The organism is Paraburkholderia sp. UCT2, assembly GCF_014397665.1.
Classification (GTDB): Bacteria; Pseudomonadota; Gammaproteobacteria; order Burkholderiales; family Burkholderiaceae; genus Paraburkholderia; species Paraburkholderia tuberum.
This window is the reverse complement of record NZ_VZQO01000009.1, coordinates 163,828-178,156: the sequence shown is the minus strand read 5'-3', so window position 1 is coordinate 178,156 and position 14,329 is coordinate 163,828. Positions and strand designations below refer to the sequence as shown.

The following is a 14,329-nucleotide window of genomic DNA, read 5'->3' as shown; positions in this document are numbered from 1 at the left end:
GCGTCGCGACACCTACACCACGGTGAACGAGGCGGCGCTCCGCCTTTACGCGATACCTATAGAGACAGCAATCAGCCTGATCAACACATCTGTTCGTCGATTATCCTCGTCAACGTAGACTCGACATCGCCCGTGTGCTTCATCCGCACGGGCTCGATCAGGACGATCCAGCACCCGCTATCGGCCACCGGATTGCGCAACGTGCCCCTTGGGACTACGTGCATCGAACCCGCTTGCAAATCGACGACGCGTCCGCCTTCGTATTCGATCTTCAGATGTCCGCGCACTTTCTCAATCTTCAGGTATTGATCGTTGACTTCCGTGACGACTTTCGGTGACCAGTATTTCGACCACGTCGCCGAACGCGGCTTCGAGGTCGAACGATTCGGCAAACGGATGGATTGCCATGACTATATCCCGGTCGCAAAGGCGAAAATGGCGAGCAGCACGAGCGCAAGCAGAGCCATGTCCACCAGACTCAACTTAGGGAGTCTTCGCGTTAGATGGCACCTGCAAGAACGGGACGTTGTTGAACTTCGAATTCACTGCCCCCTTCTCGACGAGACGGATTCAAACGAACACCTTTCGCAGCCGACTGGGTTGAGCGCGAAGATACTGGTTCGGCGCCCTGACTTGAGCCCCAAAGTGAGCCGCAGCGTGCCAAGGCCAGCGAGGGTCAAAGAGCACGGCCCGAGCAAGCGCGATCAGATCGGCATCTCCCGTGCTGAGAATGGATTCGGCTTGTTCGAACTCAGTGATCATGCCGACGGCGATGACAGGGAGCGTCGTCTCCTGCTTCACTGCTCGCGCGAAGGGAACCTGATAGCCAGGCCCGATCGGAATTTGCGCGGCTGGGTTCGAACCACCACTCGAGACATTGATCGCGGCACAGCCTCTAGCCTCCAGTGCGTGGACAAAGGCGATCGCGTCCTGCACGGACCACCCGCCGTCCACCCAATCAGTAGCCGATATCCGCATCGTAACGGGGCGATCATGCGAAAATGCGTCTCGCACGGCTTCGAAAACCTCGAGTGGAAAACGCATTCGGTTTTCCAATGAGCCGCCGTACTCATCGTCCCTGTGGTTTGAGAGAGGCGAGAGGAATTGATGGAGCAGATAGCCGTGCCCACCAAGGATTTGAATGAAATTCAACTCAAGCCGGGAGGCGCGTTGCGCTGCGGCCGCGAAGGCGTCGCGAATTGCGGCCAGACCATCGCGGTCCAAGGCGGTGGGAGGTGTCTCGCCGGCCACAAAAGCGACCGGGGATGGGCCGTAGGTGTTCCAACCATTTGCGTGAACATATGGAATCTGTGCGCCGCCGTCCCATAATTTTTGTCGAGACCCTTTTCGGCCAGCATGGTTGAGCTGGATTCCAATCGGCGTATCAGACCACCGCCGAACGCCCTGCAGCACTCGTGCCATGGAGACTTCGCACTCGTCCGAATAGAGCCCCACGTCACCATAGCTGGTGCGTCCCTCGGGGGTGACCGCCGTCCCCTCAATGGTTAGCGCCGCCGCACCTGAAACCGCCAGCTGGCCGAGGTGAATCAGGTGCCAATCGCTCATCTGCCCGTCTTCGGCCGAGTACTGGGCCATCGGGGCGATCACGATCCGGTTGGCTAATTTCAAGTTGCCGACTTGTATCGGCGAGAACAGCGTTGGGTGACTCATAACAACTCCTTCCGGCGCGTTTTAGCGCCGTCGATGTGCTTCGTAAAACCCGCGCGCGACACGCTGATGTCGACGAGGCGCTTTTCGTTCCTGACCGCCACAGCGACACGGTCGAAGTCGTCGAGGTTCGCGGCGTCAGACGATGCCGCCGCGCCAACCGTCATCGCCCAGCCTTTCGGGTTGAGCCAGAGCAGCAGGAAACCGTTGACGAGCGTAACCGGCCGCGCGGGGCCGTTGTTCGCGTTTGGCGGCCCGCTGCGCGCGATGCGCCACGCGAGCCACAGCAGATACGCCGAGCCGAGCGCCCTCACCGCCGTTTGCAGCGACGGCAGCGTGAGAAGCAGGCCGCCAAGCCCGAGCGCAGCGAGCAAGGCGAGGCCCATCGCGATGCCCAGCATCAGCGGTATCGAGCGTACGAAGCCAAAGCGTGCGCCTGAGGTGATGGCGAGCGTGGTCGCGCCGCCGGGCGTCACGGTCGCGACGGCGACGAAGAGCAGAAGCGGCAGAATCGAGGTCATCGGTGCAAAATCGAATGAGCGAATTTGCACTGTACGGATCGTCGAAGCATCGTGAAAGCTAATAATGTTGATGCGGTACATTACGCGCCATAATGCATAGAGGAGCCGAAACCTCGATCTCGATCTGATCCGCACCTTCGTTGCCGTCGCCGATAGCGGCAGCATGACGGTCGCCGCGAATCTGCTGCACATGACGCAAGGCGCCGTGAGCCAACAGGTGAAGCGCCTCGAAGATGTGCTGGATTGCCTTCTGTTCGTTCGCAAGACGCGCCGGCTGGAACTGTCGCACCAGGGCGAGCAGTTTCTCGTGAAGGCGCGCAAGCTGCTGCGGCTGAACGATGAAATCTGGGCCGACATGACCGGCCAGCCGTTGCGCGGCGCCTTGCGTGTGGGCGTGCCTTACGATCTCGTGACGCGGCTCGCGCCCGCGATGAAGGCATTCGCCGACGCGCATCCGCACGTCGAAATTTCGTTGGTGTGCGCGGCGTCGCCAGAGCTGAGCGAAGCGGTGAATAGCGGTCGCGTGGACGTGTCGTTGGTCGAATATGTCGCGAGCGAAGCCGAAGGTGAAGTGGTCTGTGCGGCGGCGGCATTAGAAGGGGTGCGAGTGCCGCTCACCTGATTCACGAAGCAGGCGTTCGATGAAACTCAGCAAGCGCCTGGCATTCTTGTGCTCAGATGCCCTGTCCGCCAGACACTTCGATGCGCTGCGCGTTGACCCAGCGGTTGTCCCCGGACAGCAGGCTGGCGATCATCGGCCCGATGTCGTCAGCCGCGCCGACGCGGCCCAAGGCGGTCATGTCCGCGAAGAACTGGTTGAACTCCGGGGTGTCACGCACAGGCCACCGAAGAAGTCCGTCTCGATCGCGCCCGGTGCCACGGCGTTGACCGTGATCTTGCGGCGGCCCAATTCCTTCGCCATGTAGACGGTGAGCACTTCGATAGCCCCCTTGACCGAGGCGTAAGCCGACCACCCTTCGGCAGACACGCGGGTCAGACCAGTGGAAAGGTTCACGATGCGGCCGCCATCGGCGAGTAGCGACAGCAGCTTCTGGGTGAGGAAGAACACGCCCTTAAAGTGCACATTGACCAGTTTGTCGAACGCTTCCTCGCTCATCTCAGCGATCGGCGCAACGTCACCATGGCCAGCATTGTTGATCAGGTGGTCATAGGCTGTCGCGCTGCCAGGTCTGGCGCAGCACGGTCTTCAGCCGCTCAGCGAAGGCCGGGAACGTCGATGCGTTGCTGGCATCGAGTTGCAGGGCGACCGCCTTGCGACCCAGCTTCTCGATCTCGGCGACGACAGCCGTGACCTCTGCTTCGCGGCTCTGGTAGGTGATGATGACGTCGCCGCCTTTGCGGGCGATCGACAGGGCGGTATTGCGGCCGAGGCCGCGGCTGGAACCCGTGACGAGGGAAACCGTGCTCATGGCTAACTCCTTTGCAGGTGGTGGAAGTAGGCGTTCATTTTGTTGCTGAGAGCGCCAACCACCTTTGCCTAAATCTCGGAGTCCTTGGCCTTTTTCTCCGAAGGTGGTATCTCCAGTCGCCTGAACCCGCTACGATGGCCATGTGAAAAAAGACCATGATACGCAGGTATGAGTGACATATTACTTGACGCGGTGCGCCGCTACGGCGAGGCGTATGCTGGCCCGACCGGCGTGGCCCAAACCCCCATTCCCGGCCTGACTACTATCCGGGCGACGAAGCCGAGCGGGATCGACTACGCAATCTCCCGACCGCTCGCCTGCCTTGTCTTGCAAGGAAGCAAGAGAGTGACGATGGGGACGCAGACGTTCGACTTCAGCTCAGGCGATTCGCTGCTGATTACGTCCGACGTGCCGACGGTCAGCCAGATCACGCGCGCCAGCTCCGCCGAACCGTACTTCTCGCTGGTGCTGGATCTGGACCTGACGGCCATCGCGGAACTCGCCGTGGAGATGAAGTAAGGGCCAGTGGCCCAAGGGTCATCCGTGCGGGTCGAACCGTCCGACTCCGAGGTTGCCGACGCGGTGCTGCGCCTGATGCGTTTGATCGAGCGTCCCACGGCACTGCCGGTTCTGCAAGTGCAACTCGTGCGTGAAATGCACTACTGGCTGCTGGTCGGAAAGCACGGCTCCGTGATTCGCCAGCTCGGCTGGCCGGAAAGCCACGCCCAGCGCGTGGCGCGCGCCGTCGCCTTGCTGCGCGCCGAGTTCACACAATCGCTTCCGATCGAGCGCCTAGCGTCAGCGGCCGGCATGAGTTCTTCGTCGTTCTACCAGCACTTCCGGGCGGCGACCTCGTTGTCGCCGCTGCAATTCCAGAAGTAGTTGCGCCTGATCGAGGCCCGCAGGCTGATGATGTGGGAAGGCGTGTCAGCCAGCAGCGCGGCGTTTTCAGTAGGCTATGAAAGCGTCCAGCAATTCACGCGGGAATACCGACGAATGTTCGGTTTACCGCCGGGCAAAGACACCGATGCGACCAGGAGCGCTGTCAGCGCGTACGCCTAAATGGCAGAAAAAGGACTCGCATCCCCAAGACACCACCAGGATGCTTCACCCATGGTGGTGTCTTGGGGATGCGAGCGAGTCGCACGATTCCTCCCGTTTAGAAGAATCCCTAACGGATACGTCCACCGTTCTTGGTGTGCTGGTGCGATCTTTCTATCTGGCGGAGGGAACGCCTAGAGCCGGGCACCGCCCGTCGCGTCGATCACCTGTCCCGTAGTCCAGCGTGCCTCATTCGATGCGAGGAAGGCGATGACGTCAGCCACATCGGCAGGTTGCCCCACCCGCGAGAACACCGACATAGCCTCCGCGCCGGCGCGCGCCTCCGGTACCGTTATCCACGCCGCATTCATGTCAGTCTCCGTCACACCCGGCATGACCGCATTCACCGTGATGCCGCGCGGACCGAACTCAGGGGCAAGCGCCAACGTCAGCGTTTCAATGGCACCTTTCGACGCGGCGTAGGCAGGATGCGTCGGAGCCGCGACACGCGTGAAACCCGTCGAAACGTTAATGATTCGTCCATTGTCGCGAATGTGATCGGCAACAGCCTGAATCAGGAAGAATGGTGCCTTGAAGTTGACCGTCATGATCTCGTCGAAGACGGACTCACTGGTCTGAGAAAGGGGAATTGCCGGTGCCACGCCAGCATTGTTGACGAGAATGTCAAGCCAAGGCTCGCCCGTGGCGGCGATCGCGGCTGCCTTGAACTGCTCCCAGATACTATCCGTTGCTTCTTTACCGCGATTCAAGTCCGCCTTGATCGCGATGGCTTTTGATCCGAGAGCCTCGATCTCGCGGATGGTGTCGTAAGCCGCATCGGCATTGCTGCCGTAGTGCACGCCGATGAGCGCGGCCCCTTCTCTCGCAATGGCCAGTGCTACAGCACGGCCGATACCACGCGAGCTTCCGGTTATAAGGGCTGCCTTGTTTGAAAGTCTTGCAGACATTGACAACTCCGTTTCGACTATTTGAATAGGGATCGTTATAATAATAACGCCGGAAGAGCCTTGTCAACGCATTTTATAGGAATCGATACAAAAATGAACGGACCCGCCCGGAAACGTGGCAGACCGAGGTTGCTGGATCGCGAAGTGGGGCTCGATATCGCCGCGCGGCTGTTCTGGGAACATGGATATGAAGGCACCTCGATAGCCGACCTGACCGGGGCCATGGGTGTCCCGCCGCCGTCCCTCTACGCAACGTTCGGCTCGAAGGAGGATCTTTACAGACAGGCGCTCGACCATATCAGCGAGCGTGAGAACAAGCAGTGGCTGGAAGCGCTGCACGGAACCATGCCGGCCTACGATGCGATAGCGTTCTACCTGCACGACGCCGCGGCACGCTTTACCGACCCGGGAAGGCCGCGCGGCTGCATGATTTCGACTGCTGTTCTTCAACATGCTGAAAAGAGCGAGTCCGTCGCCCAGACCGTGGCCGCACGGCGGGAGCTTGGGCTACAGGCCATCAAGGCACGCTTCGACCGTGCCGTAGCCGAAGGTGAGCTTGCCACTGACACCGACACCGAAGCGCTCGCACGCTTTTATGGCGCAGTGGCGCAAGGCATGTCCGCACAAGCCTGTGACGGGGCAAGCAGGGCAACACTGAAGCGGCTGGCTGATGTTGCGTTGTCGGCATGGCCCCGGCCTCAAGCTCATCGCCAGAACCCGGTTTCGTGAGTGCGGTTCACTTTCGGCAAACACGACATGGGCGGTACCTGAGTCAATCAAGCAACGGGGTCGGCCGCGGGCCTAGCGGTGGCGTCCGCAGCGGAGCGGTCTGCGGTCACCCCGTCCGGGCCGGCCGGGGTCGGAGTCCGGCCAACAGCAGTCAGTCGTGAATTGCTTCAGAATAGTGGCCGATGGAGCAACTCCACGTTTTGTACAACCACAATTCACCGAGGCTACAAATGGTCGATTGGTCTGCTATTGCGACAGTCTTTTCTGTCTATGCGGCAGCTGCCGTTATACCCGGGCCGAACTTCGTCGCAGTCACTCACAAGGCGGTAGCCGGTAGACGCTCCGATGCGCTCGCGCTTGTCGCCGGAATCGTGACGGTGAATCTGTTCTGGGCGACTTGCGCCATCCTTGGTATCGGAATGGTGTTCGCTATTTTCCCGTGGCTCGCTGCCGGCGTAAGGCTTGCTGGCGCGGCCTATCTGATCTGGTTCGGGCTGCGGCTCGTTGTGTCGGCACGGGCAACCCCGTCAGGAGCACATTACCCAACGAAGACGCCTCTGTTTCGTGCCGCGTTCCTGCAAGGTATCGCGACAAATATCGCGAACCCGAAGTCCATCGCCTTTTATGCGGCAGTGTTTTCCTCAGCGGTGCCCGCCCACGTTTCCATGCCGACGTTCTTCGCAATGCTTGCTACTGTCGGTGCATCAGCGACGTGCTGGTACGGAGCAGTCGCGCTCGTTCTATCGCACGTGGCGATTGCGACGGCGTATCGTCGCGCGAAGGCATGGATCGACCTCACATGTGGAGGGCTCATGATTGCGCTGGGAATCCGGCAGGCATTTCGTTAACAAAAGCGCCCGGCGGAGCCTATCTGAACGGCCGCTTTGCGTGTGGGCGACCGTCCCTTGCGGGTCGCGTACAGCCGTCCGCCTTCGCGGCGGAAGCCAGCTCGATATGCAAGTCGCATGAGGCACCGGTCGGCCCAGAGCGTGTCAAAACGCGTGGCCCCTAGGAATTGACGAAACCTGTCTCGGCGCGGATCGCCGCTTGTCGATTGCGGCAAGCCGAACGTCAAATCACAGCCGCACGCATCACGAAGCTCAACAAGCCCGTCCGGGCGTCACGCCCGCATCGCCTTCATAATCGCTTCTGAACCGAGTAGTTTGATCACCCGCTTCATATTGTACGCCAGCACGTGCAGGCTCATCTCCGTGCTCACCCGCTCCATGGTCCGTGTCAGAAAATGAGTAGCGCCCATCCATGCCTTGATCGTGCCGAATGGATGCTCGACAGTCTGTCGCCGGATGCGCATCATCTCGGGCGCATGATCAAGTCGCACCTGCATCTCATCAAGAACAGCTTCGTGCTCCCAGCGCGTCACGCGACGTTGAGGGGCCCGGCGTGCATTGTGCTTTTAGCGAGCATTGCTGGCAGTTTGAACTCCAGTACTTACTGATCTTCAGGCCACGCTCAATGGTCGAGAATCGCCAGATGAGCCGCTCGCCTGCCGGGCACCGATATTCGTTCGTCTTTGCGTTGTAGATGAAGTCGTCCTTGCCGAAGCGGCCATCAGCCGTTGCGCTCGATGTTAAGGTCTTCGGGACGAACACGGTTATTCCTGCCTCGTGACACGCAAGTATCTCTTCGCTCTTGTAATAGCCGCGATCCGCAACTGCAGTGAGCCTGGGCACGCCCATCTCAGTACGGGCAAGCTTCGCCATCGACGTCAACCGGTCACGATCAATGCCGTCGTTGGTGACCACATGCGCGGCGATCAGATGGTGCTTCGTATCAACTGCCGTCTGGACGTTATAGCCGACAATTCCTGTTCCTCGCGCCGATGCCCACCTTCAGTTCTGACATGCCGGGTCTCCTCCTCTTGATATGAAAACGGCACCTACTGCGAGGTGCCGTTACGGCCACTACGTCACGGTTGATGCGGGCGATTTCCCTCCACCATGTGGAAGACGTGGCCCATGGGCTCTTCCCAGATCAGGTTGCGTTCCATCGCGCGCGCCGGCATGTCCTGGATCACGTACTGGATGGCGGGCTCGGTGCCCGTATTGATGTGCTCATGGCTGGCCATCGGCGGGCAGGCGAATGTGTCGCCGCGCTTCCAGTCGAAGCGCTTGCCGTCCAGGATCGAATAGCCCTCGCCCTGCACGATGTGGTAGAGCGCGTAGGAGTTATGACGGTGGGCGATGATGTGCTCGCCCGGATTGATACCCTGGATGCCGAGGAAGATCGACGGGAACACGCCACCCGCTTCGCCTGTATCGCCGTGAACCAGCGAGATGAAGCGGCGATCGGCGTTGCGCAGCGGATCTTTCATCACGACGTCTAGCCGCTCCGTCACATCCTGCCAGCGCCAGATTGCCGGGCGCAGGTTCTTCTTGACGAGGAACGGATAGTATTCGTCGTCCGTCATCATCTGCGCCCACTCGGTCCGGTCGACGACTTCCGTCACGGGTGACGTCTCGTGTTTGACTGCGTTGTCCTGGCTCATGTTTGTCTCCGTAAAAGAAAGGGGAAAGGTCGGGCTAGTGCGGATCAACGTGTCCGCACAGATACCAGTTCAGGAAGGTCCGGGTGCGCTGCCAGGCCGCCTTCGACGCGGCCGGCCGGAACACGGCGGACCGGAACCACTCGTCGAACGCATGCGGCGCGCCCCGATAGATGAAAAGCTCATACGGCTTCTGGGCCGCGCGCAACTGGCCGATAAATCCGTTGATCTCCTCCCGGCTGACAAGGCGATCCCAGTCGCCGTAATGACACAGCAGGGGCGCCTTCAACGAATCCACCACATCGACCGGTGCAACCGGCTTGCGCTCAGTGCGCGATGCATAGCTAAGCTGACCGTAATAGTCGACCGCACATCCCACCGCGTACTGTGCCGCCGCCAGCGCGGCATAGGTGCCGCCGATACAGAAACCAAGCAGGCCAGTTTTTGACAGCGGGAAGCCCTCGGTGTGCGCCCACGCCAGGATTTCGCCCAGATCCGCGAGCACGCGTGCATCGTCCAGCGACGCGACGGCCTCACCGATCAGCTGCGGCGTGGAAATGTCCGGAGCCGCGCCTTCCCGGCCAAAATAGTCGAGCACGGCGACCGTATAGCCGTCCGCGGCCAGATCCTTCGCGCGGCCAACGATGTAGTCGTTGACGCCCGCGATCGCCGCAAGCATCACGACGAGCGCCGGTCCTGCCTGCGTACCTGGAGCCGGCGGCAGAAGGCGGCATGAGGCGCCACCGGGAAACGAAACCTGCTGGATATCAGTGCTGTTCATGGGGGTACCTGTCCTTGTTGAATAGGAGTGTCATCGCAAAAGCTTCATGGCACAATGTGGATGATTTAGTTTTCACTATTCTCCGAATGAATAATCACCCCTCCCTGGACCTGAACCTGCTCCTCGTCTTCCGTGCGATCTGGGAGCATCGGAACGTCTCCCGCGCCGCGGAGAAGCTCGGTGTCTCGCAGCCATCCGTCAGTCACGCGTTACGGGCGTTGCGCGAGCACTTCAATGACCGGCTGTTCGTCCGGTGTGCCGGCGGGGTCATGCCGACGCCCCTCGCGCAGACCCTGGCCGACCGGATCGCGCAGGCACTGACCGCGCTCGAACAGGGACTCGAGATGCGCGACCGGTTCGATGCGCACACGAGCCGCAAGGAATTCACGATCGTCATGACCGACATCGCCGCGGCCATTATCCTGCCCCGCATCATCGATATCTGCCGGAAGGAGGCGCCCTTCGTCAGCTTCAGGACGATCGAGCTACCGACCGAAACGGTGCTTTCGGCGCTACGTGACGGCACGGCCGATCTTGCGGTCGAATTCAATCCCGCGCTTCACACTAGCCTGCTTCACAAGCCGCTATTCAGGAGCGAGTACGTCTGCATCGTCAGCGCGGACCATCCGCGCATTGGACGCAAGCTTTCGCGGACTGACTTCATGAGGGAGCGACACGCAGTCGCGCAGGCACAGGGGACGGGTCACTACGTGGTCGAGTCGACGCTGCAACGTCTCGGCCTAGTCCATCAGATCGGTGCGCGGATACCGCATTTCCTGGCACTGCCATTCATCATCGCCTCGAGCGAGATGATCGCCACCATTCCACGACCGCTGGCCGAAGTGATGCTCGGGGTCGCGCCGGTGAAGATCTTTGCGTCACCCGTGCGTCTGCCGAAGCCGACCATCGAATTGCTGTGGCACGAGCGGCTGCACGATGACATGGCCACACGCTGGCTGCGCGACCTGCTGCCCCGCGCGATGCAGCCCATCTTTGCCTCCGGGTTCAGCGGATTCGGTCATGCTCTGGAGTGACGTCGGTGTTTCAACACCGGCAGCCCGCACACGGGGATTGGAACGCTTCGGGACAGCGGGGGACCCGGCTATCAGGGTCAGCAAGTATGCGGGCTGGTTCTTTGCACGCCGGCGGCCGCGCACTGCAGTGCGGGCGGGTGCAAAGGCGTGCACCAGCGGCAGGCTCATCCCAGCCACACTCCGCTGTTTCCTCAGCCTGAAGGCGGCCCTGGAAACGAGGTGTCCGATTCGTGCGCGTCGCCATAGGGAGTCGCATGCACAGGGGAACTGGCTCATACGCCGACATGCCCGACAAGCCGCAACATGCCGATACAGCCCCCCGGGGCGCTCAAATTCGCCCGCCCCGCCCGCCCGGAAGGCTGGACTGCGCATTGCCTTGCCCCGGTCCTGAATAATTCTCGGGCCGCGGGAACGCCATGGGCGAACCCGGGCGCGACGTCATCGCATCGCGATGGTGTCGACACCATCTGTGGCACGCAGACCGTTACCGAAAGCGTCGGTGAGCCTGAATGACGAGACGGCGATCCTCAGTTGTGCTGCCTGATCCTCCAGCGACTGGGCCGCTGCGGCCGCCTGCTCGACGAGCGCCGCGTTCTGCTGCGTGAACAGGTCCATCTCGATGACGGCCTGATTCACCTGTTCGATGCCGCGACCCTGCTCCTCCGACGCTCCAGCGATCTCACTGACAATGTCGGAAACCCGCTTCGTGGCACGTTTGATCTCGCTCATGGCCGTGCTGACTTCAATGGCTTGATGCGAGCCCTCGCGGATCGTGGCGACAGACGAAGCAATCAGGTCCTTGATTTCTCTGGCGGCGCCGGCCGATCGCTGCGCGAGGCTTCGAACCTCGCTCGCCACCACCGCAAAGCCCCGGCCCTGTTCGCCGGCGCGCGCAGCCTCCACCGCGGCATTGAGGGCGAGAATATTGGTCTGGAATGCGATCCCTTCAATCACGCCTGTGATTTCGGAGATCCGGTTCGAGCTGCCACTGATTTTCTCTATGGTACCCACCATGGCCTGGACCACGTCATCGCCTGTAGCGGCGATATCCGTGGCGTCCGAGGCCAGTGCCTGCGCCTGATACGCGTTCTCGGCGTTCTGCCTGACCGTCCCGGCCAGTTGCGTCACGTTGGACGCGGTCTCATCCAGGGACGAAGCCTGTTCCTCGGTACGGACGGACAGGTCAAGATTGCCGGCCGCGATTTCGCGCGTTGCCGTCGCAACTGAATCGGTCGACAGATGCACGGCGGACATGGCTTCTTCTACCCGACGCATCAGCCTGTCGAACGCAACCGCCGCGCGGCCGAACTCGTCCATGCGTGGACTCCTGGCGCGCATGGACAGGTCGAGCGTCGTCGCAATCTCCTCAAATCTGGTGCTCATGCGGTTCAGCCCGCCGCATACCACTCGATGCAGGTGAATGCCACCACTGACTGTGATGACGCACCCTGTCAATGCCACCGCGATGAGCGGTGTGAGCAGCAGGCGGTATGACGCAGGCGCGTGCCCATCCAGATGCCATAACCCGAGAATTCCCACCAGCCCGACGGCGCACATCAGTGTTGCGCAGGTGCCGAACGCGATCATTAACTTGAGCCTGATTGTGAGAGCAGATTTCTGCACTTCGCTTCCTTCGTGACAGATGATGCGAGGACGATGAGAGGGTTGTATCTTTTGCTGACGTGCCATTGCGCGTGCCGATGCGAGCGTCGCAGGCAACCAGTCTGCTAGGTTGGTATCGGGGACACGACAGGTCGGGACCGACTCCAGAGGACTGTCCCCCAACGCGCACCGACGCTTCATTTATGGCCCTGATGCAGATTTCTGCATTCGCGTTTCCCTGCGCGTCGCAAGCCGGTTCGGCCCGCGCGAGAAAATGCGCGCAGGCCGCATCGGACAATCCTCCAACGATCATCCTGTCCCGGCCTATCAGCGGGCCGGGCTTGCGAGATTCGACCGCAAAACATGGCAATCTACGCGGCACGCATCGCTGGCCGTTCCGGGCCAGGTGGGAACATGCGCCAAATGCCGTCCTGGTGACGAAAGAAACATGGCAACCGGACCTGCGGTCCTCAATGTCTCGACGCAGACGTAGCACTCGCGGCGTGACCGTCTGTTTTTGAACGCGCTGACCCGGACCCGCATGGCGGGGTCCTAAGCGAGCCAGTACGCAACCATCAACCGCGGCGACTTTTCCGCACATCCCATCAACTTCTCCTCGTATCGCTTGATGCGACAGTTGCATAGCCATAGCTGTGACGCAACCCTTTCGGTCGTACGGATGGTCACGATCCGCTGCGCATACACGAAACCAGTCAGGCGTGAGCCGAATCGTGCCCCGGTCGACGCGGGTGGGAACGACGCTTTGCCGGCTCCCGGCGGGATGAAAGAACGAACGCGTATACCGGGGGCCTTGCCGCGAGGATCGTCAGAACTGATGGAACATGCCCAGCATGACACCCGTCTGGTTCATCCCGGGTCCGGGTGTGGCGCCGGGACCACCCGAGCTGGCGCTATATCGGGCGTGCGCGCTGTTGGCAAGATAGGTACCCTGCGCATACACCCCGCTTCGCTTTGACAGCAGATAGATCGCTCGCACGGTCGCCATCGTCGCACGGGTGTCGTGCTGGGTGTTGATGATGCGAAACGCCTCGCCGTCCAGCTCGACGAATGGCGTGATGAAATATTGTGCCCCGGCAAAGAACATGTCAGAGCGCACACTGGCGACGGCCGCGGACCCGGACGATACATGGCGGCCCAGCCAGCCCGCGTCGAACTTGACGCCAAACAACTGCACATACACGTTGGCCTGCGCGCGCGCGTCCTTGCCGCCACTGCCCGTGAATGGGGCCGGCGCAACGCCATCGAAGAAGTTGAACGCGGCGTTCGCCCCGCCGCGCTGTTCTTCATACGACGCCGCGACCCCGAACGAACCCGCGTCATACCTCAGGAGTGCAGACCAGTCCGTACACTGCCGGAAGTCGCCCGCCACAGACCCGGCACAGGTCCCCTGCCCGGGGGAATTGCCGGTCCCGGCCGCGTCGCGGCCGAACGACCAGGCTGCCCCCGCCGTGAACTGACCCATCGTGACCTTGTAGACAACGCTGTTGTCGGCTCTCGCGTTCGGGATGTACGAGTCAAGCGACCCCATCCCGTAGATGTCCGGACCTATGATGTCATTGTCGGCCAGCGCCCAGGTGGTCATCGTGTACTGACGTCCGAACGACAGGGTCCCGTAGCGACCGCTGAGCCCGACCCAGGCCTGACGGCCGAACAGACGCCCGCCCTGCAGCGAATTGCCATTGCCTACACCAAAACCACTTTCCAGCACGAAGGTGGCCTTCAGGCCGCCGCCCAGGTCCTCGGCACCCTTGAACCCCCAGCGCGACGGATAGACCCCCGTAATTGCCGGCATGCGTACCAGCCGGTCGCCCTTTACGTTCGCATGCGTCAGGTACTCCACGCCCGTATCGAGCAGACCATACAGCGTCACACCACTCTGGGCCTGTGCCGTACCCGTTACTCCGCACAGCAGCACGGCCGTCGCCCCTATTGCGTACTTCCTCATCGTCTCCACCTTTGTTTCGGGTCGAATATGTTTCTTGTAATGCCCTACAGCCAACATTGTCAGGGCGGCCTCCTGCTGTAGCAGTC

The 14,329-nt window shown here is 61.4% G+C and carries 13 protein-coding genes and 4 pseudogenes; 7 read left to right on the top strand and 10 right to left on the bottom strand.

The window, feature by feature from the left end; all coding sequences use genetic code 11:
* Positions 1–80: 80 nt before the first annotated feature.
* From F6X39_RS10450 to F6X39_RS10440, 3 genes and pseudogenes are all read right to left on the bottom strand, one after another.
* A pseudogene (locus tag F6X39_RS10450) lies at positions 81–408 on the bottom strand (cupin domain-containing protein).
* A 162-nt stretch (positions 409–570) separates the two neighbouring features.
* Entirely contained in the window at positions 571–1,671 is a 1,101-nt protein-coding gene (locus F6X39_RS10445) for an NADH:flavin oxidoreductase/NADH oxidase (RefSeq protein WP_187616549.1), read from the bottom strand.
* Complete coding sequence (locus tag F6X39_RS10440) at positions 1,668–2,189, bottom strand: LysE family translocator (RefSeq protein ID WP_262413830.1); 522 nt, start codon at positions 2,187–2,189, stop codon at positions 1,668–1,670. The genes F6X39_RS10445 and F6X39_RS10440 overlap by 4 nt, the downstream gene beginning before the upstream one ends.
* Before the next feature lie 124 nt (positions 2,190–2,313).
* On the opposite strand from F6X39_RS10440, the gene F6X39_RS10435 reads away from it, so the two are divergent.
* On the top strand, positions 2,314–2,811 hold the full coding sequence (locus F6X39_RS10435) for a LysR family transcriptional regulator (protein WP_262413847.1): 498 nt from the start codon (positions 2,314–2,316) through the stop codon (positions 2,809–2,811).
* 52 nt (positions 2,812–2,863) lie between these two features.
* On the opposite strand, the pseudogene F6X39_RS10430 reads toward F6X39_RS10435, so the two are convergent.
* Positions 2,864–3,619 (bottom strand): annotated as a pseudogene (locus F6X39_RS10430) (SDR family NAD(P)-dependent oxidoreductase).
* Between the two features lie 168 nt (positions 3,620–3,787).
* Between F6X39_RS10430 and F6X39_RS36720 the strand changes: the two are divergent.
* From F6X39_RS36720 to F6X39_RS36710, 3 genes and pseudogenes are all read left to right on the top strand, one after another.
* Positions 3,788–4,297, top strand: a pseudogene (locus F6X39_RS36720) (AraC family transcriptional regulator); the annotation flags it as partial.
* Positions 4,274–4,501 carry an AraC family transcriptional regulator gene (locus F6X39_RS36715; protein WP_262413846.1) on the top strand — a complete coding sequence of 76 codons (228 nt, stop codon included), beginning with the start codon at positions 4,274–4,276 and terminating at the stop codon, positions 4,499–4,501. The pseudogene F6X39_RS36720 and the gene F6X39_RS36715, both read left to right, overlap by 24 nt.
* Positions 4,502–4,681: a helix-turn-helix domain-containing protein gene (locus F6X39_RS36710; RefSeq protein ID WP_262413829.1), complete on the top strand. Its 180-nt coding sequence runs from the start codon at positions 4,502–4,504 to the stop codon at positions 4,679–4,681.
* A 173-nt stretch (positions 4,682–4,854) separates the two neighbouring features.
* Here the strand turns inward: F6X39_RS36710 and F6X39_RS10420 are convergent, their stop codons facing one another.
* Complete coding sequence (locus tag F6X39_RS10420; protein ID WP_187616548.1) at positions 4,855–5,628, bottom strand: SDR family oxidoreductase; 774 nt, start codon at positions 5,626–5,628, stop codon at positions 4,855–4,857.
* Positions 5,629–5,721: 93 nt separating this feature from the next.
* On the opposite strand from F6X39_RS10420, the gene F6X39_RS10415 reads away from it, so the two are divergent.
* Both F6X39_RS10415 and F6X39_RS10410 read left to right on the top strand, forming a co-directional pair.
* The gene (locus F6X39_RS10415; protein ID WP_187616547.1) at positions 5,722–6,357 is read left to right on the top strand and encodes a TetR/AcrR family transcriptional regulator; all 636 of its coding nucleotides are present in this window, start codon (positions 5,722–5,724) and stop codon (positions 6,355–6,357) included.
* A 230-nt stretch (positions 6,358–6,587) separates the two neighbouring features.
* The gene (locus F6X39_RS10410; RefSeq protein ID WP_106282940.1) at positions 6,588–7,205 is read left to right on the top strand and encodes a LysE family translocator; all 618 of its coding nucleotides are present in this window, start codon (positions 6,588–6,590) and stop codon (positions 7,203–7,205) included.
* 272 nt (positions 7,206–7,477) lie between these two features.
* On the opposite strand, the pseudogene F6X39_RS10405 reads toward F6X39_RS10410, so the two are convergent.
* From F6X39_RS10405 to F6X39_RS10395, 3 genes and pseudogenes are all read right to left on the bottom strand, one after another.
* Positions 7,478–8,192, bottom strand: a pseudogene (locus F6X39_RS10405) (transposase); the annotation flags it as partial.
* A gap of 92 nt (positions 8,193–8,284) precedes the next feature.
* Entirely contained in the window at positions 8,285–8,863 is a 579-nt protein-coding gene (locus F6X39_RS10400) for a cupin domain-containing protein (protein WP_187616546.1), read from the bottom strand.
* 34 nt (positions 8,864–8,897) lie between these two features.
* Positions 8,898–9,539: a dienelactone hydrolase family protein gene (locus F6X39_RS10395; protein ID WP_187616545.1), complete on the bottom strand. Its 642-nt coding sequence runs from the start codon at positions 9,537–9,539 to the stop codon at positions 8,898–8,900.
* Between the two features lie 188 nt (positions 9,540–9,727).
* Between F6X39_RS10395 and F6X39_RS10390 the strand changes: the two genes are divergently transcribed.
* Positions 9,728–10,675, top strand: coding sequence for a LysR family transcriptional regulator (locus F6X39_RS10390; protein ID WP_187616544.1), 948 nt, complete (start codon positions 9,728–9,730; stop codon positions 10,673–10,675).
* A 438-nt stretch (positions 10,676–11,113) separates the two neighbouring features.
* On the opposite strand, the gene F6X39_RS36705 is transcribed toward F6X39_RS10390, so the two are convergent.
* Positions 11,114–12,298 (bottom strand): methyl-accepting chemotaxis protein, encoded by a 1,185-nt coding sequence (locus F6X39_RS36705; protein WP_316251676.1) that lies wholly within the window; start codon positions 12,296–12,298, stop codon positions 11,114–11,116.
* 805 nt (positions 12,299–13,103) lie between these two features.
* On the bottom strand, positions 13,104–14,243 hold the full coding sequence (locus F6X39_RS10380) for a porin (RefSeq protein WP_187616542.1): 1,140 nt from the start codon (positions 14,241–14,243) through the stop codon (positions 13,104–13,106).
* Positions 14,244–14,329 lie beyond the last annotated feature (86 nt).